At 72.6% G+C, this 21632-nt stretch carries 16 protein-coding genes; 11 read left to right on the top strand and 5 right to left on the bottom strand.

What is annotated here, in order from left to right; translation table 11 throughout:
- Window positions 1-15 precede the first annotated feature (15 nt).
- A complete protein-coding gene (locus AB0I77_RS41865) occupies window positions 16-546 on the top strand; it encodes a GNAT family N-acetyltransferase (protein WP_363288094.1) in 531 nt (176 codons plus the stop codon).
- Window positions 547-619: 73 nt separating this feature from the next.
- Window positions 620-2320: a proline--tRNA ligase gene (locus AB0I77_RS41860; RefSeq protein WP_363288093.1), complete on the top strand. Its 1701-nt coding sequence runs from the start codon at window positions 620-622 to the stop codon at window positions 2318-2320.
- Window positions 2321-2387: 67 nt separating this feature from the next.
- Here the strand turns inward: AB0I77_RS41860 and AB0I77_RS41855 are convergent, their stop codons facing one another.
- From AB0I77_RS41855 to AB0I77_RS41845, 3 genes are read right to left on the bottom strand one after another with little or no spacing between them, the layout of a single operon-like run.
- Window positions 2388-3287, bottom strand: a complete 900-nt coding sequence (locus tag AB0I77_RS41855; protein ID WP_363288092.1) for an aminoglycoside phosphotransferase family protein — start codon at window positions 3285-3287, stop codon at window positions 2388-2390.
- Between the two features lie 27 nt (window positions 3288-3314).
- On the bottom strand, window positions 3315-3785 hold the full coding sequence (locus AB0I77_RS41850; protein WP_363288091.1) for a ferritin-like domain-containing protein: 471 nt from the start codon (window positions 3783-3785) through the stop codon (window positions 3315-3317).
- Window positions 3782-4339 (bottom strand): hypothetical protein, encoded by a 558-nt coding sequence (locus AB0I77_RS41845; protein WP_363288090.1) that lies wholly within the window; start codon window positions 4337-4339, stop codon window positions 3782-3784. Before AB0I77_RS41845 ends, AB0I77_RS41850 begins: the two co-directional genes overlap by 4 nt.
- Window positions 4340-4544: 205 nt before the next feature.
- Here AB0I77_RS41845 and rimP point away from each other — a divergent pair, with 205 nt between their 5' ends.
- The 9 genes from rimP (at window position 4545) to AB0I77_RS41800 (ending at window position 16729) form a co-directional block, all read left to right on the top strand.
- Window positions 4545-5054 carry a ribosome maturation factor RimP gene (gene rimP, locus AB0I77_RS41840; RefSeq protein ID WP_363288089.1) on the top strand — a complete coding sequence of 170 codons (510 nt, stop codon included), beginning with the start codon at window positions 4545-4547 and terminating at the stop codon, window positions 5052-5054.
- Between the two features lie 2 nt (window positions 5055-5056).
- The gene (gene nusA / locus AB0I77_RS41835) at window positions 5057-6055 is read left to right on the top strand and encodes a transcription termination factor NusA (protein WP_363288088.1); all 999 of its coding nucleotides are present in this window, start codon (window positions 5057-5059) and stop codon (window positions 6053-6055) included.
- A 139-nt stretch (window positions 6056-6194) separates the two neighbouring features.
- Complete coding sequence (locus tag AB0I77_RS41830) at window positions 6195-6476, top strand: YlxR family protein (RefSeq protein WP_363288087.1); 282 nt, start codon at window positions 6195-6197, stop codon at window positions 6474-6476.
- 177 nt (window positions 6477-6653) lie between these two features.
- Complete coding sequence (infB, locus tag AB0I77_RS41825; RefSeq protein ID WP_363288086.1) at window positions 6654-9806, top strand: translation initiation factor IF-2; 3153 nt, start codon at window positions 6654-6656, stop codon at window positions 9804-9806.
- Window positions 9807-9961: 155 nt separating this feature from the next.
- On the top strand, window positions 9962-10255 hold the full coding sequence (locus tag AB0I77_RS41820; RefSeq protein ID WP_363288085.1) for a DUF503 domain-containing protein: 294 nt from the start codon (window positions 9962-9964) through the stop codon (window positions 10253-10255).
- Between the two features lie 42 nt (window positions 10256-10297).
- The gene (gene rbfA, locus AB0I77_RS41815) at window positions 10298-10744 is read left to right on the top strand and encodes a 30S ribosome-binding factor RbfA (RefSeq protein ID WP_363288084.1); all 447 of its coding nucleotides are present in this window, start codon (window positions 10298-10300) and stop codon (window positions 10742-10744) included.
- The gene (truB, locus tag AB0I77_RS41810) at window positions 10741-11646 is read left to right on the top strand and encodes a tRNA pseudouridine(55) synthase TruB (protein ID WP_363288083.1); all 906 of its coding nucleotides are present in this window, start codon (window positions 10741-10743) and stop codon (window positions 11644-11646) included. Before rbfA ends, truB begins: the two co-directional genes overlap by 4 nt.
- 460 nt (window positions 11647-12106) lie before the next feature.
- Window positions 12107-15622: a trypsin-like peptidase domain-containing protein gene (locus AB0I77_RS41805; protein ID WP_363288082.1), complete on the top strand. Its 3516-nt coding sequence runs from the start codon at window positions 12107-12109 to the stop codon at window positions 15620-15622.
- A gap of 150 nt (window positions 15623-15772) precedes the next feature.
- The gene (locus AB0I77_RS41800) at window positions 15773-16729 is read left to right on the top strand and encodes a bifunctional riboflavin kinase/FAD synthetase (protein ID WP_363288081.1); all 957 of its coding nucleotides are present in this window, start codon (window positions 15773-15775) and stop codon (window positions 16727-16729) included.
- Window positions 16730-16835: 106 nt separating this feature from the next.
- Here AB0I77_RS41800 and AB0I77_RS41795 read toward each other — a convergent pair whose 3' ends face one another.
- Together AB0I77_RS41795 and AB0I77_RS41790 are read right to left on the bottom strand one after the other, a co-directional pair.
- On the bottom strand, window positions 16836-20495 hold the full coding sequence (locus tag AB0I77_RS41795) for an SCO5717 family growth-regulating ATPase (RefSeq protein ID WP_363288080.1): 3660 nt from the start codon (window positions 20493-20495) through the stop codon (window positions 16836-16838).
- 360 nt (window positions 20496-20855) lie between these two features.
- On the bottom strand, window positions 20856-21632 hold the full coding sequence (locus tag AB0I77_RS41790) for a hypothetical protein (RefSeq protein ID WP_363288079.1): 777 nt from the start codon (window positions 21630-21632) through the stop codon (window positions 20856-20858).

Below are 21632 nucleotides of genomic sequence, written 5' to 3'. Positions count from 1 at the left end.
CTGTACGCTCCCCGCATGGACCTCGTCATCGGCCCCTTGGACCTTCCCGCCCACGTGGACGAGGCCCTGGCCGTCCAAGCCGTCGCCTTCGGCCTCGGCGCCGACGAGATCGCCGTACGCCGCCAGATCGTCCTGCGCCACATGGCCTACCCGGGAGCGCGGGCCCTCGGTGCGAGTGCCGGAGGCAACCTCGTCGGGTTCGTGTACGGCATGCCCAACGACCGCGCCCACTGGTGGTCCACCGTGGTGGAGCCGTACCTCCGGGCCCGCGGCCTCGACGACTGGCTCGACAACTCCTTCGTGATCACCGAACTGCACGTCCACCCGCGCTACCAGAACCGCGGCATCGGCCGCACCCTGATCACGACGATCACCGACAGCGCCGCCGAGCCCCGCTCGATCCTCTCCGCGATCGACACCGACAGCCCGGCCCGGGGCCTGTACCACTCCCTCGGCTATGTGGACCTCGCCCGCCAGGTCCTCTTCCCCAGCGCCCCCAAGCCGTACGCCGTGATGGGCGCGACTCTGCCCCTGCGCCGCCGTTAACCGATTACCACCGGACCGGACCCCCCGGTTAACCTCCTGCACATCACCCACTCGCAGCAGGAGTACGACAACCATGGCGAACGCAACGGTCCAGCGCATGTCCCAGTTGATGGCGAAGACGCTGCGCGACGACCCGGCGGACGCCGAGGTCCTCAGCCACAAGCTCCTCGTCCGGGCCGGCTATGTACGCCGTACCGCCGCCGGGCTCTGGAGCTGGCTGCCGCTCGGCAAGAAGGTCCTCGCCAACGTGGAGCGGGTCGTCCGTGAGGAGATGGACGCGATCGGCGCCCAGGAGGTGCTGCTCCCCGCGCTGCTGCCGCGCGAGCCGTACGAGGCGACCGGCCGCTGGGACGAGTACGGCCCCGAGCTGTTCCGTCTCCAGGACCGCAAGGGCGGCGACTACCTCCTCGGCCCCACCCACGAGGAGATCTTCACCCTCCTCGTGAAGGACCAGGCGTCCTCCTACAAGGACCTGCCGGTCATCCTCTACCAGATCCAGAACAAGTACCGGGACGAGGCCCGCCCCCGGGCCGGCATCCTGCGTGGCCGCGAGTTCCTGATGAAGGACTCCTACTCCTTCGACACCGAGGACGAGGGCCTCGCCCAGTCCTACGCCCTGCACCGCCAGGCGTACCAGAAGGTGTTCCAGCGCCTCGGCCTCGACTACCGCATCTGTGCCGCGACCGCGGGTGCGATGGGCGGCTCCAAGTCGGAGGAGTTCCTCGCCCCGGCCGAGGCCGGCGAGGACACCTTCGCCGACTGCCCGAACTGCGACTTCGCGGCCAACACCGAGGCGATCACGTACGAGTTGCACATGCAGGACGCCTCCGGCCTCCCCGCGGCCGAGGAGATCCCCACCCCCGACACCCCGACCATCGAGACCCTCGCCGCCTCCCTCGGCGTCCCGGCCTCCGCCACCCTGAAGAACCTCCTGGTCAAGGTGGACGGCGAGATCGTCGCCGTCGGCGTGCCCGGCGACCGTGAGGTCGACCTGGGCAAGGTCGAGGCGCACTTCGCCCCGGCCGCCGTCGAACTGGTCACCGCCGAGGACTTCGTGGGCCGCCCCGACCTCGTCCGCGGCTACGTGGGACCGCAGGGCCGGGAGAAGCTCAAGTACATCGCCGACCCGCGCGTGGCGCCGGGCACGGCGTGGATCACGGGCGCCAACAAGGAGCACACGCACGCGAAGAACGTGGTCGCCGGCCGTGACTTCGAGGTCGACGCGTACGTCGACGTCGTGGTCGTCCAGGAGGGCGACCCCTGCCCCAGGTGCGGCACCGGCCTCAAGCTGGACCGCGCCATCGAGATCGGCCACATCTTCCAGCTGGGCCGCAAGTACGCCGACGCCCTCAAGCTCGACGTCCTCGGCCAGAACGGCAAGCCCGTCCGCGTGACCATGGGCTCCTACGGCATCGGCGTCTCGCGCGCGGTCGCGGCCCTCGCCGAGCAGAGCGCCGACGACAAGGGCCTGTGCTGGCCCGAGGAGGTCGCCCCGGCCGACGTGCACGTGGTCGCCGCCGGCAAGGCCCTCCAGACCGAACTGGCCCTCGACGTCTCCCAGCAGCTGGCGGCGGCCGGTGTCCGCGTCCTGGTGGACGACCGCGCCGGCGTCTCCCCGGGCGTGAAGTTCACCGACTCCGAGCTGATGGGCGTACCGCAGATCCTGGTGGCCGGACGGCGTGCCGCCGAGGGCGTGCTGGAGCTGAAGGACCGCCGGACCGGCGAGCGCGAGGAACTGACCGTCGAGGAGGCGATCACCCGCCTGACGGCCTGACGGAGCCGCTCGGAGGGGTGCCACCGCTGCGGCGCGCGGCGGTGGCACCTCTGGCGGGACAGGCGGGTCAGAGCCAGCCCGCGAACTCCAGCAACAGCTCCGCGTCCTGCGGCCGTCCCACCCGCAGTGCCCGCACCCCGGACTCCACCGCGCGAAACAGCGTCCAGCCCCGCAGCCGTTCCTGGTCCACCTCCAGCGACTCCGCGAGCCGCTTCACCCGCCGCCGGGTCGTCGCCGCTCCCGAGGGCGCGGCGATGAGGTCCTCCACCCGGTCCCGCACCAGCCGCGCCAGATCGAAGGCGCACTCGCCGACCACCGGATCGGGCCCCACGGCCAGCCACGGCATCCGCTCACCGGCGAGCACCTTGCTCTGCCGGAACGTCCCGTGCAGCAGCCGCTGCTCGCCCGGCGCGGCCAGCAACGCGTCACGCGCCGCGAGCGCCGCGTTCACCAGCGGCGCCACCTCCGGGTCGGCGGCTGCACTCGCCCGCATCGCCTCCGCCTGCCGCCCGGTCCGTTCGGCCACCGTCTCGAAGGCGAGGCTCCCGGGCGGCTCCACCCACAGCCGGCGCAACGTCCCCGCCGCCTCCAGCAGCGCCTTCGCCTCCGGCAGCGACCGCACCGACACATCCGGATGCAGCCGCTCCAGCAGCAACACCCCCTCGACCGGCGGCTCGTCGAGCAGCTGTACGGCACCCCGGCCGCCCCAGTGGGCGAGTGCGGCCCGCTCGCTCTCGGGGCGGGCCCGGGGTGGGGCCAGCTTGAGTACGGCGGGCGTCCCGTCCGGCCGCCGTACCAGTAGGACCAGACTGCTGCGCCCGCCCGGCACCTGTACCCGCTCGACGGTCAACTCGCGTAGCGCGACGGCCTGTCGAGCCGCCTCGGGCAGCTTCTCCAACCAGTCGCCGGCGTCCGGTGCGCTCTCACCGAGCGCCCTGACCAGACGCTGCGGCGGTTCGAAAGCCATGCGCGAGTCGTTCCCTTCCGGTACGCGTTACGCGGTGGGCCTCGGCGCGGCCGAGGCGGTGGCGGCCCGCTCGGCGAGCCCAGGGAAGGCTACGCTCTCCCCGCGCCAGCGCACCGCCCGCACCGCCGCCTCCCGCAGCGCCTGGGCCGCGGTGCCCCTACGCTCGCCGCCGGTCGCCCGCACCACATCCGAGTACACCCCGGCAACCCGGTCCTCCAGTTCCGCGGCGAGCCGGACCGCCGCGGCCGAGTCCGGCACCGGGAAGGGCAGCGCGTACGCCGCCGCTGCGGACACCGGCGTGGCGCCCAGGTCCCGCACCGCGCGCACCAGGGCGTCCCGCCGCGCCCGGTGGGCGTCGTACGCCGCGCGCGCCTCCGTGCGGCGCCCTTCCCCGATCCGCCCGCCGACGACCCCGTACCCGTACACGGCCGCGTGCTCGGCCGCCAGGGCCTTCTGCAGGGCCTCGAGCACCTGGTCCTGTTCCTTCTTCTCGCTCACCTGGCAGCCTCCGTCAGCAGATACGCGTGTGCCGCCCCGGCCGCCGCCACCGAGGCCAGCAGCCGAGCCAGCTCGCCCGGCACGTCGAGCAGTGCCCGCGCGCGCCGGTCGGCGAGGGACCGCTCGGCGGCGGCGAGCTCGGTCAGGGCGTCCTTCTCGGTCTCGGGGACGGCGGCGGGCGGTGCGGCCGGGGCGGAGGACGGCGATGGGGACGAAGCGGAGGACGGAGCGGAGGGCGGAGCGGAGGACGGAGCCTTCCCGGTGCCGCCGAACGCCTGCGCATGCCGTACGACCTCCGCCCGCAGCGGTCGCAGCCGCTCCGCCAGCGCGGGATGCGCGGCGGCCACGGCGTCGTACCGCTCCGCCAGTCCCGCACTTTCGCCGGCCGCACGCGCGCGTGCCCGCTCGACGACCGATGGGCTGCCGCCCGTGCCGCTGTCGGAGTCCTCGGACCCGGCGGAGCAGCCCGCCAGCAGGACGGCCCCGGTGGCCGAGGCGAGCAGGGTTCTTCTGCGCGGCCCCGAGGGGGTGCGCGGCAGCGGGGGGAACGGCACGGCAGGCGTCCTCGGAGGCTCGTACGAACACACGGGCGGGAAGGCGGCGGCCCGCCGGTGATCACGGTACCCGCGCGCCCGCCCGGCGCCACTCAGCGGCACCCGCCCCCGCACAGGTGGACGGCAACACTCCCCTGGACCGGATACCCTTTGACCAGACACGCGACGAACCCACAACAGCACACGCGGCCGAGGAGTCACCCGGATGAGCACCACCCAGAGCGAGAGGCTGCGAGAACTCCTGGAACCGCTCGTCAGCTCCCAGGGTCTGGACCTCGAAGAGATCGCGGTGGACTCGGTCGGACGCAAGCGTGTGCTGCGCGTCGTCGTCGACTCCGACACCGGTGCCGATCTGGACCGGATCGCCGATGTGAGCCGTGCGCTCTCGGCGAAGCTCGACGAGAGCGACGCGATGGGCGGGAGCGAGTACACGCTCGAAGTGGGAACCCCCGGCGCGGAGCGCCTCCTCAAGGAGCACCGGCACTACGTCCGTGCCACGGGCCGGCTGGTGAAGTTCCAGCTGACCGACGGCGAAGAGCTGGTCGCCAGAATCCTCACGGTCGACGACGACGGACTCGACGTCGAGGTGCCCGGAGTCAAGGGACGCAAGCCCACCACACGCAGACTCGCCTTCGGCGAGATCGACCGGGCCCGCGTCCAGGTCGAGTTCAGCCGCAAGGACACGAAGGACATGAAGGAAGAGGAGGAGGCGTAGCCGTGGACATCGACATGAGTGCCCTGCGGGGCTTGGTACGGGAGAAAGAGATCTCCTTCGACCTGCTGGTCGAGGCGATCGAGTCGGCCCTCCTCATCGCCTACCACCGCACCGAGGGAAGCCGCCGGCACGCGCGCGTGGAGCTCAACCGGGAGACCGGCCACGTGACCGTGTGGGCGAAGGAGGACCCCGAGGACCTGGAGGAGGGGCAGGAGGCGCGCGAGTTCGACGACACCCCGACCGGCTTCGGCCGTATCGCCGCCACCACCGCCAAGCAGGTCATCCTGCAGCGCCTGCGCGACGCCCAGGACGACGCGACGCTCGGCGAGTACGCCGGGCGTGAGGGCGACATCGTCACCGGTGTGGTCCAGCAGGGCCGCGACCCGAAGAACGTGCTCGTGGACATCGGCAGGCTGGAGGCCATCCTGCCGGTGCAGGAGCAGGTACCGGGCGAGACGTACCCGCACGGCATGCGCCTTCGGTCGTACGTCGTCCGGGTGGCCAAGGGCGTGCGCGGCCCGTCCGTGACGCTGTCCCGTACGCATCCCAATCTGGTGAAGAAGCTCTTCGCCCTGGAGGTGCCGGAGATCGCCGACGGATCGGTGGAGATCTCCGCCATCGCACGTGAGGCCGGTCACCGTACGAAGATCGCCGTACGGTCCACCCGTTCGGGTCTGAACGCCAAGGGCGCCTGTATCGGCCCCATGGGCGGCCGGGTGCGCAATGTCATGGGCGAGCTGAACGGCGAGAAGATCGACATCGTCGACTGGTCGGACGACCCGGCCGAGATGGTGGCGAACGCGCTCTCGCCGGCCCGCGTCTCCAAGGTGGAGGTCGTGGACATGGCGGCCAGGTCGGCCCGGGTGACCGTGCCGGACTACCAGCTGTCGCTGGCGATCGGCAAGGAAGGGCAGAACGCCCGGCTCGCGGCCCGGCTCACCGGCTGGCGGATCGACATCCGGCCGGACACCGAACAGCCCGGCGACCAGGACAGGCCCTAGGTCTCCTGGGGCCGGGGAACAGGTGCCGGGAATAGGGTCCGGGGAATAGATCCAAGCCGCACGTCGCTTAGATCACGACAAGGACCGTTCGATTCCTGCCCCAAAGGGGTGAGGTCGTTACGGGGAGGTAGACTTAAGAGTGTCTGGCCGGACGCCAACCCGAGCCTGCCCTGAACGCACCTGTGTGGGGTGCCGGGAGCGAGCGGCCAAGACCGATCTGCTGCGCATCGTGGCGATCAAGGGTGCATGCGTCCCTGATCCTCGCGGTACGCTGCCCGGCCGGGGTGCGTACGTACACCCCGCCCCGGTCTGTCTCGACCAGGCGGTGCGCCGCCGGGCGTTCACGAGGGCGTTGCGCGCCCCGGGAGCGCTCGACGTAAAGGCGTTGCGCCAGTACGTCGAGCAGACAGAAGGTTGCTGAGCAGCGGTTCGCTGCACAGGCAACACCGTGAAACGTGTCGCGCGGAACCCCGTGCGGCCCTGGTACCCCGCGAGTTGGAAGTAGGTCGAGATTGCGATGAGCACTCGATGAGCACGCGATGAGTACGCCCATGAAGTAGCGACGGTCCGGACGCAACCCGGACCTAAAAGGAGCGAAGTGGCTAAGGTCCGGGTATACGAACTCGCCAAGGAGTTCGGGGTGGAGAGCAAGGTCGTCATGGCCAAGCTCCAAGAACTCGGTGAATTCGTCCGTTCGGCGTCCTCGACGATCGAGGCGCCCGTTGTACGCAAGTTGACCGACGCCCTCCAGCAGGGCAACGGAGGCGGCAAGTCCGCTTCCGCACGCAAGGCCGCCCCGAACTCGGCGGCCCCTTCTCCGGCGCAGGCTGCCCGTCCGGCCGCCCCGCGCCCGCCGGCCCCGAAGCCGGCCGCCGCAGAGCGTCCCGCGGCTCCGGCCGCCCCGGCCGCTCCCGGCCCGCGCCCGACTCCGGGCCCCAAGCCCGCGCCGCGGCCCGCCCCGGCGTCTCCGGCGCCGACCGCGCCCGAGTTCACGGCACCCCCGGCGCCTCCCGCGGCACCGCAGACTCCGTCGGCTCCGGCGGCTCCCGCCGCATCCTCCTCGGGTCCCCGCCCGGGCGCTCCGCGTCCGAGTGGTCAGGGCCAGGGTCAGGGTCAGCGTCCCGGTGGTGCCCGTCCGGCCGGTCCCGGTCAGGACCGCGGCCAGGGCCGTGGTGAGCGTCCGGGCGCTCCGCGTCCGGGTGGCCAGGAGCGGCGTCCCGGTGCTCGTCCGGCCGGTCCCCGTCCGGGCAACAACCCGTTCACCTCCGGTGGCTCCACCGGCATGGCGCGCCCGCAGGCGCCCCGTCCGGGCGGTGCCCCGCGTCCCGGTGGCCCGGGTGCTCCCGGTGCCCCCGAGCGCGCTCCGCGTCCGCAGGGCGGCGGCGACCGCGGTCCCCGTCCCCAGGGCGCGGCGGGCGGTCCCCGTCCGCAGTCCCCGGGCGGCGCGCGTCCGTCCCCGGGCGGCATGCCCCGTCCGCAGGGCGGCGGTCCGCGTCCCGGCGGCGGTCCCGGCGGTGCGCGTCCCAACCCCGGCATGATGCCGCAGCGTCCGGCTGCCGGTCCGCGTCCCGGTGGCGGTGGTCCTGGTGGCCGCGGTCCCGGCGGCGGCGGTCGTCCCGGCGGCGGTGGCGGCGGTCGTCCGGGTGGCGGCGGCTTCGCCGGTCGCCCGGCCGGTCCCGGTGGTGGCGGCGGCGGTTTCGCCGGTCGTCCCGGTGGTCCCGGTGGCGGTGGCGGCGGTTTCGCCGGTCGTCCGGGTGGTCCCGGTGGCGGCGGCGGTCGTCCCGGCTTCGGCGGTCGTCCCGGTGGTCCGGGCGGTCGTGGTGGCACGCAGGGCGCCTTCGGCCGTCCCGGCGGTCCCGCGCGTCGTGGCCGCAAGTCGAAGCGTCAGAGGCGCCAGGAGTACGAGGCCATGCAGGCCCCGTCGGTCGGCGGCGTGATGCTGCCTCGCGGCAACGGCGAGTCCATTCGCCTGTCGCGCGGTGCCTCCCTCACCGACTTCGCGGAGAAGATCAACGCCAATCCGGCGTCCCTCGTCGCGGTCATGATGAACCTCGGCGAAATGGTCACGGCCACGCAGTCCGTCTCCGACGAGACGCTGCAACTCCTCGCCAGCGAGATGAACTACACGGTTCAGATCGTCAGCCCCGAGGAGGAGGACCGCGAGCTCCTGGAGTCCTTCGACATCGAGTTCGGCGAGGACGAGGGCGACGAGGAGGACCTGGTGGTCCGTCCGCCGGTCGTCACCGTCATGGGTCACGTCGACCACGGAAAGACCCGACTGCTCGACGCCATCCGCAAGACGAACGTCATCGCGGGCGAGGCCGGCGGCATCACCCAGCACATCGGTGCCTACCAGGTCGCGACCGAGGTCAACGAAGAGGATCGCAAGATCACCTTCATCGACACCCCGGGTCACGAGGCGTTCACCGCCATGCGTGCCCGTGGTGCGCGGTCGACCGACATCGCGATCCTGGTCGTCGCGGCCAACGACGGCGTCATGCCGCAGACGGTCGAGGCGCTCAACCACGCCAAGGCGGCCGAGGTCCCGATCGTCGTCGCGGTCAACAAGATCGACGTCGAGGGCGCGGACCCGACCAAGGTGCGCGGTCAGCTGACCGAGTACGGCCTCGTGGCCGAGGAGTACGGCGGCGAGACCATGTTCGTCGACATCTCCGCCAAGCAGGGTCTCAACATCGACTCCCTGCTGGAGGCCGTGATCCTCACGGCCGACGCCTCGCTCGACCTGCGGGCCAACCCGAGTCAGGACGCGCAGGGCATCTCGATCGAGTCCCGTCTCGACCGCGGCCGCGGTGCCGTGTCGACGGTCCTCGTCCAGCGCGGCACGCTGCGGGTCGGCGACACGATGGTGGTCGGCGACGCGTACGGCCGAGTCCGGGCGATGCTCGACGACAACGGCAACAACGTGGCCGAGGCCGGCCCGTCGACGCCGGTCCAGGTCCTGGGCCTGACCAACGTCCCGGGTGCGGGCGACAACTTCCTGGTGGTGGACGAGGACCGTACGGCCCGTCAGATCGCCGAGAAGCGCGCCGCCCGCGAGCGCAACGCTGCCTTCGCCAAGCGCACGCGTCGCGTCTCCCTGGAGGACCTGGACAAGGTGCTCAAGGCCGGCGAGATCCAGCAGCTGAACCTGATCATCAAGGGTGACGCGTCTGGTTCCGTCGAGGCCCTGGAGTCCTCCCTGCTCCAGCTGGACGTCGGCGAAGAGGTCGACATCCGCGTCCTGCACCGCGGCGTCGGTGCGGTCACGGAGTCCGACATCGACCTGGCGATGGGCTCGGACGCCATCGTGATCGGCTTCAACGTGCGCGCCGCGGGGCGTGCGCAGCAGATGGCCGAGCGCGAAGGCGTGGACGTCCGCTACTACTCGGTCATCTACCAGGCGATCGAGGAGATCGAGGCGGCCCTCAAGGGCATGCTCAAGCCGGAGTACGAAGAGGTCGAGCTCGGCACGGCGGAGATCCGCGAGGTCTTCCGCTCGTCCAAGCTGGGCAACATCGCCGGTGTGCTCGTCCGGTCCGGCGAGGTCAAGCGCAACACCAAGGCGCGCCTGCTGCGCGATGGCAAGGTCATCGCGGAGAACCTCACCATCTCCGGTCTGCGCCGCTTCAAGGACGACGTCACCGAGATCCGCGAAGGGTTCGAGGGCGGTATCAACCTCGGCAACTTCAACGACATCAAGATCGACGACGTCATCGCGACGTACGAGATGCGGGAGAAGCCGCGCGTGTAAGCGCTCGGGCTTCCGAGACGGTCCGGTCCGGGGCCGGTCGACGGCGAGTAATTTCCGTCGATCGGCCCCGGCCGTTCGTTGTACGGTTCTGATGTCCCCGCCTCATGGATGGCGGGGCCATCGATCCCGTACCGGCGGGTGAACCGGTTACACACATGTATGTGGGGACTCTGTCCTTCGACCTCCTCCTCGGCGACATACGGTCGCTGAAGGAGAAGCGCTCCGTCGTCCGCCCGATCGTCGCCGAGCTCCAGCGGAAGTACGCGGTGAGCGCGGCCGAGGTGGACCATATGGACCTCTACCGGCGAGCCGTCATCGGCCTCGCCGTGGTGTCCGGTGACACGGGGCATCTCACCGACGTACTGGACCGGTGCGAACGGCTGGTCGCCGGCCGCCCCGAGGTGGAGCTGCTGTCCGTCAGGCGGCGCTTGCACGGCGAGGACGACTGACGACCATGGAACGACGTAGACAGGAAGAACGGGAGCGGACCAGTGGCCGACAACGCGCGGGCGAAAAGGCTGGCGGACCTCATCCGAGAGGTGGTGGCCCAGAAGCTGCAGCGCGGGATCAAGGACCCGCGGCTCGGCTCGCACGTCACCATCACGGACACCCGGGTCACGGGTGACCTGCGGGAGGCGACCGTCTTCTACACGGTGTACGGGGACGACGAGGAGCGGGCGGCCGCGGCCGCCGGCCTGGAGAGCGCCAAGGGCGTGCTCCGCTCCGCGGTCGGCGCGGCGGCCGGCGTGAAGTTCACGCCGACGCTGGCGTTCGTGGCCGACGCGCTGCCCGACACCGCCAAGACCATCGAGGACCTCCTCGACAAGGCGCGCCAGTCCGACGAGAAGGTGCGCGAGGTCTCGGCCGGTGCCAAGTACGCCGGCGACGCCGACCCGTACCGGAAGCCGGACGAGGAAGAGGACGACGCCGCCGAATGACCCAGAAGAACCGGACGCCCGACGGCCTTGTCATCGTCGACAAGCCGTCGGGCTTCACCTCGCACGACGTCGTCGCCAAGATGCGCGGGATCGCCAGAACCCGCCGCGTCGGCCACGCCGGCACCCTCGACCCGATGGCCACCGGCGTCCTCGTCCTCGGCGTCGAGAAGGCGACCAAGCTCCTCGGCCACCTCGCGCTCACGGAGAAGGAGTACCTGGGGACCGTCCGCCTCGGGCAGACGACCCTGACCGACGACGCCGAGGGCGATGTCACCGCGTCCGCCGACGCCTCGAAGATCACCCGCGACGTCATCGACACCGGCATCGCCAAGCTGACCGGCAAGATCATGCAGGTGCCGTCCAAGGTCAGCGCTATCAAGATCGACGGGGTCCGCTCCTACAAACGGGCGCGCGAGGGCGAGGACTTCGAGATCCCCGCCCGCCCCGTCACCGTCTCCTCCTTCAGCGTGTACGACGTCCGCGACGCCGTGGCCGAGGACGGCACCCCCGTGCTCGACCTGATCGTCTCGGTGGTCTGCTCGTCCGGCACCTACATCCGGGCCCTGGCCCGCGATCTGGGCGCCGACCTCGGCGTCGGCGGCCACCTCACGGCGCTGCGCCGCACCCGCGTCGGCCCGTACAAGCTGGACTCCGCCAAGACGCTGGACCAGCTCCAGGAGGAGCTGACCGTGATGCCGATCGCCGAGGCCGCCACGGCCGCGTTCCCGCGCTGGGACGTGGACGCCAGACGGGCCCGGCTGCTCACCAACGGCGTACGGCTCGACATGCCCGAGGAGTACGCGAGCGCCGGTGCCGTGGCCGTCTTCGACCCCGAGGGCCGCTTCCTCGCACTGGTCGAGGAGCAGAAGGGCAAGGCCAAGAGCCTGGCCGTCTTCGGCTGAGCTGCTGACCTGCTGAGCGGTGCGCGGTATCCGCCCGTGGAGCGGCGATCACGGGGTCGTCGCTGCCGCCGCTCCACGGGCCCCCCTCGGTTCCCCCACCCCTAGGGTGTATCCAGCGGCCCCCGCCCATTCACCCGTCCGGACCGGCGCTCGGAGTGAACCGGGGGAGCGGAAGGGGGCGCTTTCGTCACGCGATCTTTCCCGCTGATCACCTCGCGCCTACCGTCGAAGACAGACACGTGCGTGCGTACGGGAGACAGGCACGTGTGTACGACGGGGAGGTTCGACCATGGCGGGAGCGCGCGGCCGACAGCGCCCCGGCCCGGAAGAACAGGGACGGGGACCAGAAGGACAAGGACGGGGACAGGAATCCGGAGGCCAGGAACCCGGAGGGCAGGGGCAGGGTCAGGAACCCGGAGGGCAGGGGCAGGGCCAGGGACCCGGGCTGGACGAAGCCCTGGTGTACATCCATGACCTCGCCGGCCGACCCCGGGGCACCGGCTTCGTGGCCGACCACCACGGCACGGTCATCACCAGCCACGAGACTGTCGACGGCCTGCCCCGCCTGGTCCTGCACGCCGCCGGGGACCGCGACCGGGTCGTCACCGCCGACGCGGTGACCCCGCTGCCCGACCTGGACCTCGCCCTCGTACGCACCGAAGGCCTCGGCGTGGACCCGCTCCCCGTCACCGTGCGGGACCGGCTGGAGACCGGCACGTATGTGCGGATCCCGGCCGGCTGCTGGCGCGAGGCACGCGTGCTGGGCGCGACCTCCGTGACCTACGCGGCCACGGACCGCTTCCATCTCCTCGACGACGTCCTGGAGTTGGCGATCGGCACGGCCGGCCGGGACGCGCTGCGGCTGGGCGGCGGAGCCGCCGGAGGTCCGGTGCTGGACGCCGGGACCGGCGCCGTGGTCGGCGTCCTCGGCACCGCCCTGCACAGCGGCCACCGTGACGTCGGCTTCGCGGTGCCGCTGCGCCCGCCGCCCGCCGGCCCCCTCGCCGACCTGCTCGCCGAGAACGCGGCGACGGTCCCCGCGTACGGCGCCGACCTCAACCTGGCCGGCGTACTGGAGCTGACGGCGACCTCGGTGGGGCAGGACGGCCCGCCGGGCGTACTGGCGGGCTACGTGGGCCGGGCGGGTGCGGGCGCACCGGGAGCGGTGGAGCCGGTCGAACGGGCCGCGACAGCAGCGGAGTTCGCCGCGTTCACCGTCGGCCCGGCCGCCGTCCTCGGGCTCGTCGGACCACCCGGCAGCGGCCGTACGACGGAACTGGCGGCGCTCGCCGCCCGCCGGCACCGCAGCCCGCAACCGGCCCCCACGCTGTGGCTGCGCGGCGCCGACCTCAGGGACGAGGACACCTCGGTGGCGGACGCGGCCCGCCGGGCACTGAACCGCGCCGCCCGCATCGTCGCGGCCTCGGCCCCCGCTCTCCCCACAGACCTGGGCGACATCACCCCCGAACGCCTGGCCCGCCTCTCCCACGCCACCGGCCGCCCCCTGCTGCTCCTCCTCGACGGCCCCGAGGAAATGCCCCCTGCCCTGGCCCAATGCCTGCGTGAGTGGACCGAGGGGACGGCGAAGTGGCTGCGGGGGACGGGCGCGCGGCTGGTGGTGGGGTGTCGGGGGGAGTACTGGGAGGGGGTGAGGTTTCCTGAAGAGATGCTGCACGGAGGCGCTTGGCCTTGCAACGCCGGTCAGTTGCCTTCAGCCCGTCCGGCGCTTGAGGACGAGGCCGTTCAGGCCGAAGCGGGGGTCTGGGGGCGGCAGCCCCCAGGGACGGGAAGGGAAGGGGCGGCGGGGGCGAAAACACCCCCACGGCTCCCACCCTGCGTACACCTGGGAGACCTCCAGGAAGACGAGGCCCACCAAGCCCGCACGCGATACGGCATCCCGGAAAACGCCCTGAGGGACTCCGACGCCCGCCACCCCCTCACCCTCCACCTCCTCTCGGAGATCCGCGCCGCTCACCGCAACGCCCCCGACCCCAGCACCCACCTCGACCGCCACGACGTCTTCTCCGCCTACCTCGATCTGATGTGCCTCCGCATCGCCGTCCGCCTCGCCGCCGAGAACGGCCTGCGCCGCACCGCCGTACGCCGTCTCGCCGCCAAGGTCGCCGGCCAGGTCCACGAGGCCGCCCGCCGCAGCCTTGGCCCCGGACAGGGCGAGCTGGACCGGGAGTCGTTCGAGGCGATCTTCCCCTGGGGGACCGCCCCGGCGAGGCTCGGCGGCGGCACCGGCTGGGCGTCCGCGGTGCTCACCGAGGGCCTCCTCGTCCCCGCCGCCGGCGGCTACCGCTTCGCCCACGAGGAACTCGCCGACTGGATCCAGGGCACGCACCTCGACCTGGACGAGGCGCTGCGCGCCCTGGTCCACCGCCGCCGCACCCACCCGCACGGCGACCACTCCGTCCCCGTCCCGCACCACCGCATCGGCCCCGTCCTCCAGGCCCTGCTGCTCCTCGCCCGCCAGCACGGCGCCCCCCGACTCGCCCACCGCCTGGCGGAGTTGACGCACGCGCTCGACGCGGACCCGCACTCCTGGTGGGCGGCCCGCCTCCTCACCGGCACCCTGCTGGGCGTGCCCGACGCGACGCCGTACGCGGACGTCCTGGAACTGCTCACCGACCGGATCCTGACCTGGCGCCGACAGGACCGGCCGGTTCCCGCGGAGCTGGGGCCCGACTTCTGGGCCGATCTGCCGCTTCCGCACGACACCCGCCTCGAACTCCTGCGCCGGCTCGTCCTCGCCGACAGCCCCCCGCACCAGTCCGGCCCGCGGTTCCTCGACGCCGTCGCCCGGCTGCTCATCGCCGACCCCACCGTCGTACAACCGCGTCTCACCCGCTGGTTCGACGACGAGCGGCCGCTGCCCGCCACCCCCCACGCGACCGTGGCGAAGGCCGCGCAGGCCCTGCTGCACACGCACCGCCACCGCGCGCTGGACCACCTCACCGAAGTCCTCGTCGACCGGGCGCATCCGCGGGCCGACGAGCTGCTCGCCATCCTCGCGGAGGACGAACCGCCCGCGCTGTGCCGGGCCGTCGACCGCTGGGCGCACGACGAGCGGCCCGCGCGCCGGGTCGCGGCGGTGGCGTACGGACTGCGTGCCGCCCCGCACGCCCACACCGAGGCCGACCGCGAGCTCCTGCGCCACGCCGCCCTCGCGCTGCTCGCCCGCCCCGCCGACTGCACCCTGCACGGCGCCGCGCTCGCCCTGCTCGTCCGGGACCCGAACACCCGCGACCGCCATCTCCCGCAGGCCCTCGGGCACTTCATGGCCGGCGACCCGCACCTCCCGCCCGACGCGCTGGTCCCCGCCCTGACGACCCATCCCGAGCCCGTCCTCGACGCCTTCCGGGCACGGCTGCGCCGCCCGGACGCCGGAGCGGCGCTGCGCACGCTCGCCGACGTCACTCCGCCCGCCTTGGCCCGCCGGGTCGCCGCCCTCGTCCGGGAGGCGGTGGAGCGGCGGCCGGAGACGGCCGTGGACGTGGCCGCGTACGTGGACCGGCGCCTGGACTACGGGCCCGCCGCCCGGGGGGTCCTCCTCCCGCTGGTCAAGGGCCTGCTGGACGGCGGCCCGGAGCAGGTACGGGCGGCCCTCGCGACCGTCCTGGCCACCCCCGGCGCACCCGCCTCCCACCCCTTGCGCCACGAACTCCTCGAGTTCCTCCTGACCCACGAGCACGCCCCGTCCGTCCTGGTCACGGTGTTGCACACCGCGGCCGGGCGCGCGGACGCCGGGGTACGGGACCTGGTCCACCGCACCGGCCTCCTCCTGGTCCGCACCCCGGCCGGCGCGACCCGCTTCGACCACGGCCTCGTCGACCTGGGCCGCCACGTCCCCGGCTTCGCCGTGCTGGTGGCGGGCTGGCTGGCCGAGAGCCCGGACGACTGGGCGGCGGTGGTGGGCCCCAGCGCGCGCCGGATGATCGAAAACCTGGCGGGGGTGCGAGTCCCCGCATGACCTCCGCCCGGTTGCTTCGGCTTTACGTGGGTCCGGTCACAAGCCCATGCCGATGCGAGACCGAGCCACCCGGCATGGCACCCTTAGACCTGCGTAAGACACAGCGAGACGGACACGGGTTCGACAAGGATGCGACGAGGAGCGGTCACAGTGCAGCGCTGGCGTGGCATGGAGGACATCCCCGAGGACTGGGGGCGCAGCGTCGTCACCATCGGTTCTTATGACGGGGTCCACCGCGGGCACCAGCTGATCATCCGGCACGCCGTGGAGCGCGCCCGCGAGCTGGGTGTCCCGGCCGTCGTCGTCACCTTCGATCCGCACCCCAGCGAGGTCGTCCGCCCCGGCAGCCACCCACCGCTGCTCGCCCCGCACCACCGCCGTGCCGAGCTGATGGCCGAGCTGGGCGTGGACGCGGTGCTGATCCTGCCCTTCACGACGGAGTTCTCGAAGCTGTCCCCGGCCGACTTCGTCGTCAAGGTCCTGGTCGGCAAGCTGCACGCCAAGGCGGCCGTCGAGGGCCCCAACTTCCGCTTCGGCCACAGGGCCGCGGGGAACGTGGACTTCCTCGTAGAGCAGGGCAAGGTCCACGACTTCGAGGTCGAGGTCGTCGACCTGTACGTGTCCGGCGAGGCGGGCGGTGGCGAGCCCTTCTCCTCGACCCTGACCCGGCGTCTGGTCGCCGCGGGCGATGTCGAGGGCGCTTCCGAGATCCTGGGCCGCCCGCACCGGGTGGAGGGCGTGGTCGTCCGCGGTGCCCAGCGCGGCCGTGAACTCGGCTTCCCCACGGCGAACGTCGAGACCCTCCCGCACACCGCGATCCCCGCCGACGGCGTCTACGCGGGCTGGCTGCACGTGGCCGGCGAGGCGATGCCGGCCGCGATCTCCGTCGGCACGAACCCGCAGTTCGACGGCACCGAGCGCACGGTGGAGGCGTACGCCATCGACCGCGTGGGCCTGGAACTGTACGGCCTGCATGTCGCCGTCGACTTCCTGGCCTTCGTCCGCGGGCAGGCCAGGTTCGACACGCTCGACGCGCTGATGGTGCAGATGGCCGAGGACGTCAAGCGCTGCCGTGAACTGGTCGCCGCGGTGGACACCGGGGAGTAGATCTCCCTTAGTTCTCCGTACGACGCCGAAGGGCGGCCGGTGCCTTGTCGAGGCACCGGCCGCCCTTCTTCGTTTCTCCCTTGCGGTTTCTCCCTTGCGCTACGGGTTACCGCTGCGGCGGCGGGGGAGGGGGCGGGTTCTGCCCGTCCGGCTGGGGGTAGCCGGGGTACGGCTGACCCGGCTGCGGCGGATAGGGCTGCTGGCCGCCGGCTTGCGGGTACGGCTGTCCGGGTTGACCCGGCTGTGCGGGCGGCTGGGTCTGCTGGCCCGGGCCCTGCTGCCCCGGGTGTCCCGGGTGTCCCGGGTGGGCGTAGGGCTGGCCGGGGTGGGGTTGCTGCGGGTACGGAGCGGGCTGTCCCGGGACCTGCTGTCCCTGAACCTGGCCCGGCCCTTGCTGGCCCGGCAGCGGCGGGGCGGCCACCGGTGGCGGGTTGCCGTCGCTGGTCCACAGGCCGTGCGACTGCTGGTGGCGGGGCAGGTCCTCGGCGACCATCGCCGCGAGGTTGAAGTACGCCTCCCGTACCTTCGGCCGCATCATGTCCAGGTTGACCTCGGCACCGGCGGCGAGATGCTCGTCGAAGGGCACGACGATCACACCTCGGCACCGAGTCTCGAAGTGGCTGACGATGTCCTCCACCTTGATCATCTTGCCGGTCTCGCGGACACCGGAGATGACGGTGATCGACCGCGAGACGAGATCGGCGTACCCGTGCGCGGACAGCCAGTCCAGCGTCGTACTCGCACTGCTCGCACCGTCCACGGACGGCGTCGAGATGATGATGAGCTGGTCGGCGAGGTCGAGCACACCGCGCATGGCGCTGTAGAGGAGACCGGTACCGGAGTCGGTGAGGATGACCGGGTACTGCTTGCCGAGCACGTCGATGGCGCGCCGGTAGTCCTCGTCGTTGAAGGTCGTGGACACGGCGGGATCGACGTCGTTGGCGATGATTTCGAGCCCGGACGGCGCCTGGGACGTGAACCGCCGGATGTCCATGTACGAGTTGAGGTACGGGATCGCCTGGACGAGGTCACGGATGGTGGCCCCGGTCTCCCGGCGCACACGGCGGCCGAGCGTACCGGCGTCCGGATTCGCGTCAATGGCGAGGATCTTGTCCTGCCGCTCGGTGGCGAGCGTGGAGCCGAGCGCGGTGGTGGTGGTCGTCTTGCCGACACCGCCCTTGAGACTGATCACGGCGATCCGGTAGCAGGACAGCACGGGCGTGCGGATCAGGTCCAGCTTCCGCTGCCGCTCGGCTTCTTCCTTCTTCCCGCCCAGCTTGAACCGGCCGCCGGGTGCCGGACGGCTGCTCTTCGCCTTCTGCTTCTTGCTGTTGAGCAGCCGGTCGGAGGACAGCTCCACGGCCGCGGTGTAACCGAGCGGCGCGGCACCGGGATTGGTCGGCTGCCGCTGATCATGCTGCATGGGCTGCGGCCAGGCGGCCCCGGCACGGGGGTCGACGGGCTGCTGCGGGGGCTGAGCGGCTTGGGGTGCCTGCGGCGCCTGGGGGGCCTGGGGGGCGTATCCCTGCGGGGCTCCGTGCGGAGCACCCGGCGGCACCTGCCCGTCCGGCGACTGGGGTACGCCGAGCTGCGGTTGGCCCTGCTGGCCCTGCTGGCCCTGCTGTCCTTGTTGCGCCGGCGGTTGTGGGAAGCCGTAGCCGCCGGGTTGAGCGGGGGAGTTGGGGGCGGGCTGGGCGTTCGGGCCGGCAGGGGTGCCGGGGGTGCCGGGATGGGGGAAGCCGTAGCCGCCGGGCGTGTGGGGCGCATTGGGTCCCGGAGGCTGCGGAAAGCCGTAGCCGCCCGGTGCGGGGTGCGCCTCGGCCGGTGCCTGGGGAGTCGGAGGGGCGGGCTGCGGTTGGGCGTGGGGGGCGGCGGGGGCGCCCTGGTGGGGGAAGCCGTAGCCGCCGGGTGCGTTGGGCGCCGGGGGCTGCGGGAAGCCGTAGCCACCCTGAGGGTTGGGCGGAGGGGCGGGGGCGTTGCCGGGCTGCTGTGCCGGGGTGCCGGGCTGTGGGAAGCCGTAGCCGCTCTGCGGATTGGGGGCAGGAGCAGGCGGGCCGTCGGGCTGTGGGAAGCCGTAGCCGCCGGGCGCGTTGGGCGCGGGAGGCTGCGGGAAGCCGTAGCCCCCTTGCGGACCGCCGGGCTGTTGTGCGGCCGGGTTCGGTGCCGGGCTCTGCGGTGTCGGGGCGCTCGGGTTCCAGGCGGCGGGCGCGGGCTGCGGCGCCTGCGGCTGGAAGGGCGGCTGCTGGGAAGGGACGGGCGGCTGACCCTGCGCGGGCGCCGTCGGCTCCGCCGGCTGGGCCTGGGGCGGCGCGGGCCACTGGCCCCCCGGTGCGGGGGCGGCGGGCTGATACGACGGCGGCAACGGCGGCAGCCCGCTCTGTGGCGTCGGCGGGGGAGCCCAGGCGGCCGGGGCGTCCTGCGGGGCGCCCGGAGCGGCGTCCGCCTGAACGGCATCTGCGGGCGCCGCGTCCGACAGAGGAGCGTCTGCGGAAGCCGCGTCTGAAGGAACCACGTCCGCCGATGCCACGTCGGACGGCTCGCTGCTTGCAGAAGAGGCGTCAGTCGTAGCGTCCGTGACCTCGACGTCCTCGATGTCCTCGACGTGCGAGGCATCCGCAGCGTCGGCCTGCTCCGGCTGCTCGGCGTCCGCGCGCTCCGCGTCGTCCGCCTCCAGGACCCCGGAAGCACTTTCGAACTCGGCCACGTCCGTCACACCGGAGTCGTCGGCCAGATCGCTCGGATCGGCCCGGCCGGTCTCGTCGTCCGTGTCATCCGACTCAGCCGCCTCCGAGGCAACGTCGTCGGCTTCCGCGTCCGCATCGACATCCACATCCGACGTCACGACATCGTCGTCCCACTCACCGTGCTCGGACGCGACCGCGGCACCCTCGTCCTGGCCCGTGGTCTCACCGGCACCGGCACGCTCCGCGATCTCCCGCTTCAGCGCGACGGCGGAGAACCGCATGGTGGCGCCGCTCTCCAGATCGCCGTTCGTGGCCTCCGCTTCCTCCGCTTCCTCGGCGGTCGGGGCGGCAGCAGGAGTCGGCGGGGCAGGCGGAGCCGGGAAAGTCGGCGCCGCAGGCGAATTCGACGGCGCCGGAGTGCTCCACTGCGCCTGGAATCCGCCGACAGGAATGTTCGGAACGGCCGTCGGGGACGCCGGATCCGCCGAGGGTGCCTCGGGCCGGGCCTCTCCCCGTGACGGCCCCTGGGGCTCGAACCCGCTCCCTACCGGAAGCCGGGGCACGCCGGCCGGGCCCCCCGTGGGCGGGGCGGGCGGCGTGAACGCGGCCCCCGGGGCGGGCGGTGGCGGGGTGAAGGGAGCCCCGGGTGACGACGCCGGCGGCGCCGGCGGGGTGAACGGCGCTCCCGGAGCCGGAGCCGGAATCGAGGCCGGCCCCGAGGAAGGTGCCGAATGCGCAGGCGGCACCAGCCCCGGCAGCGGGGCGGCGGGCGCATCGGAGGAAGCGGAGGAACCCGGCGAACCCGCGCCCGCCCCGGCTCCAGCCGAACCCGAACCCGAACCCGAACCCGGACTTGGACCTGGACCCGCACCCGGATCCGGACCTGAACCCGCACCCGATCCCGCACCCGCCCCCGGGCTCGACCCCTGCTCCGAACCCCCGGACGCGTTCTGCGTGTACCAGGCGGGCGGCGCGTAGTCGATGGTGAACTCGCCCGTCGTCTCGATAGCGGACTCGGCGTCGGGCTGGTCATCGCCGGGTGTGGCCCAGCCCCCGCGGGTCCCGTCCCGATCGCTGCTCACAATTCCTCCTGGTGTGGTCGAGCACCCTCATGCCGTGTCGGGGCGACTACTTGTCGGCTTGTCGGCTACTTGTCGGCCTTGGTCGTTCGAGGTCGTCCGATCCACCGGCTCTCCCCCTGGGCCGCAGATGTCCGGTCCACGGGTTCTGGCATAGCGCCCGCTCCCAGCCTAATCATCACGCGCCCCACCTAGGCAGGCCTGTCCATCCCCCAAGGCCCGCCCACAGCACCCCTACCGTCTCCCAAGTACCGTACTCGGCCCTGCTTTCGGAGGGCGAATGACCTGATAACGGACAAAGTAAGCAGCGGCAAAACGGAACAATCACGCCGAATGCTCAATTCGCGTCAGAGGCTGGCGGATTCAGTCCATCCTTCGTGGCATACCCAACAATCCGATCTCGGCATCGGTGGGCTGGGTCATCACGTACTGACGGTCGCGGTCGGTGCACCAGAGCGTGAGGCCGTCGGAGAGGCCGGGCAGGGCCTCCACCTCGGCCCGCGGCAGCGCCATCGTGCGACCCAGCTCCGTCGCCTCGTCCGGCGAGATTCTCTGCACCCCGACGAGCCGCGCCTGCCGCACGAGCCGCGGAGCCACCGGGCTGAGGTACGGCAGGAGGGTCAGCACCGACTGCCAGGGCCCGGAGACGACCCGACCGCGCGGCGGCCGCATGCCGCAGTCCCGCACCACCAGCACGGGCGTCCCCGCCGAAGTGCCCTGCGGGGGCACCCGCCCGACCTCGTACACGGCCAGGCCGTTCTGCCCGCCGCCCATGGCGTGCACCATCTGCATCCACGCCTGCGGCCGCCCCGTCTCCACTGCCACGCGCGCCCCCGTGGCCGCCGCTCTGAGCGCGATGACCTGCACGGTCCACAGCCCGCCGATGAGGACGACGTCGTACGGAGTCGGCCGATTGAGCCCCAGCACCGCGGGCCGCCCCTCCGCGTCCACTCCGATGACGACGCCGTCGTCGCCGATGGGGAGGGTGAGGGCGTCCAACTGGTCGACGGACACGGAGTGCCGAGCGTGTCGCGGGCCGACCAACCCGAGGCCGCTGCGCAGCAGTTCGCGTGCCCGCTCGGGGACGGAGGGCTGTGGCTCGCCGCGACCGGTGGCCGCCTGTCCCACGCGCGTGGTCAT

It is taken from the genome of Streptomyces sp. NPDC050619, from assembly GCF_040654815.1.
Taxonomy (GTDB): Bacteria; Actinomycetota; Actinomycetes; order Streptomycetales; family Streptomycetaceae; genus Streptomyces.
Note: the sequence above shows the minus strand (reverse complement) of the source record. Positions and strands in the feature narration are given on the sequence as shown.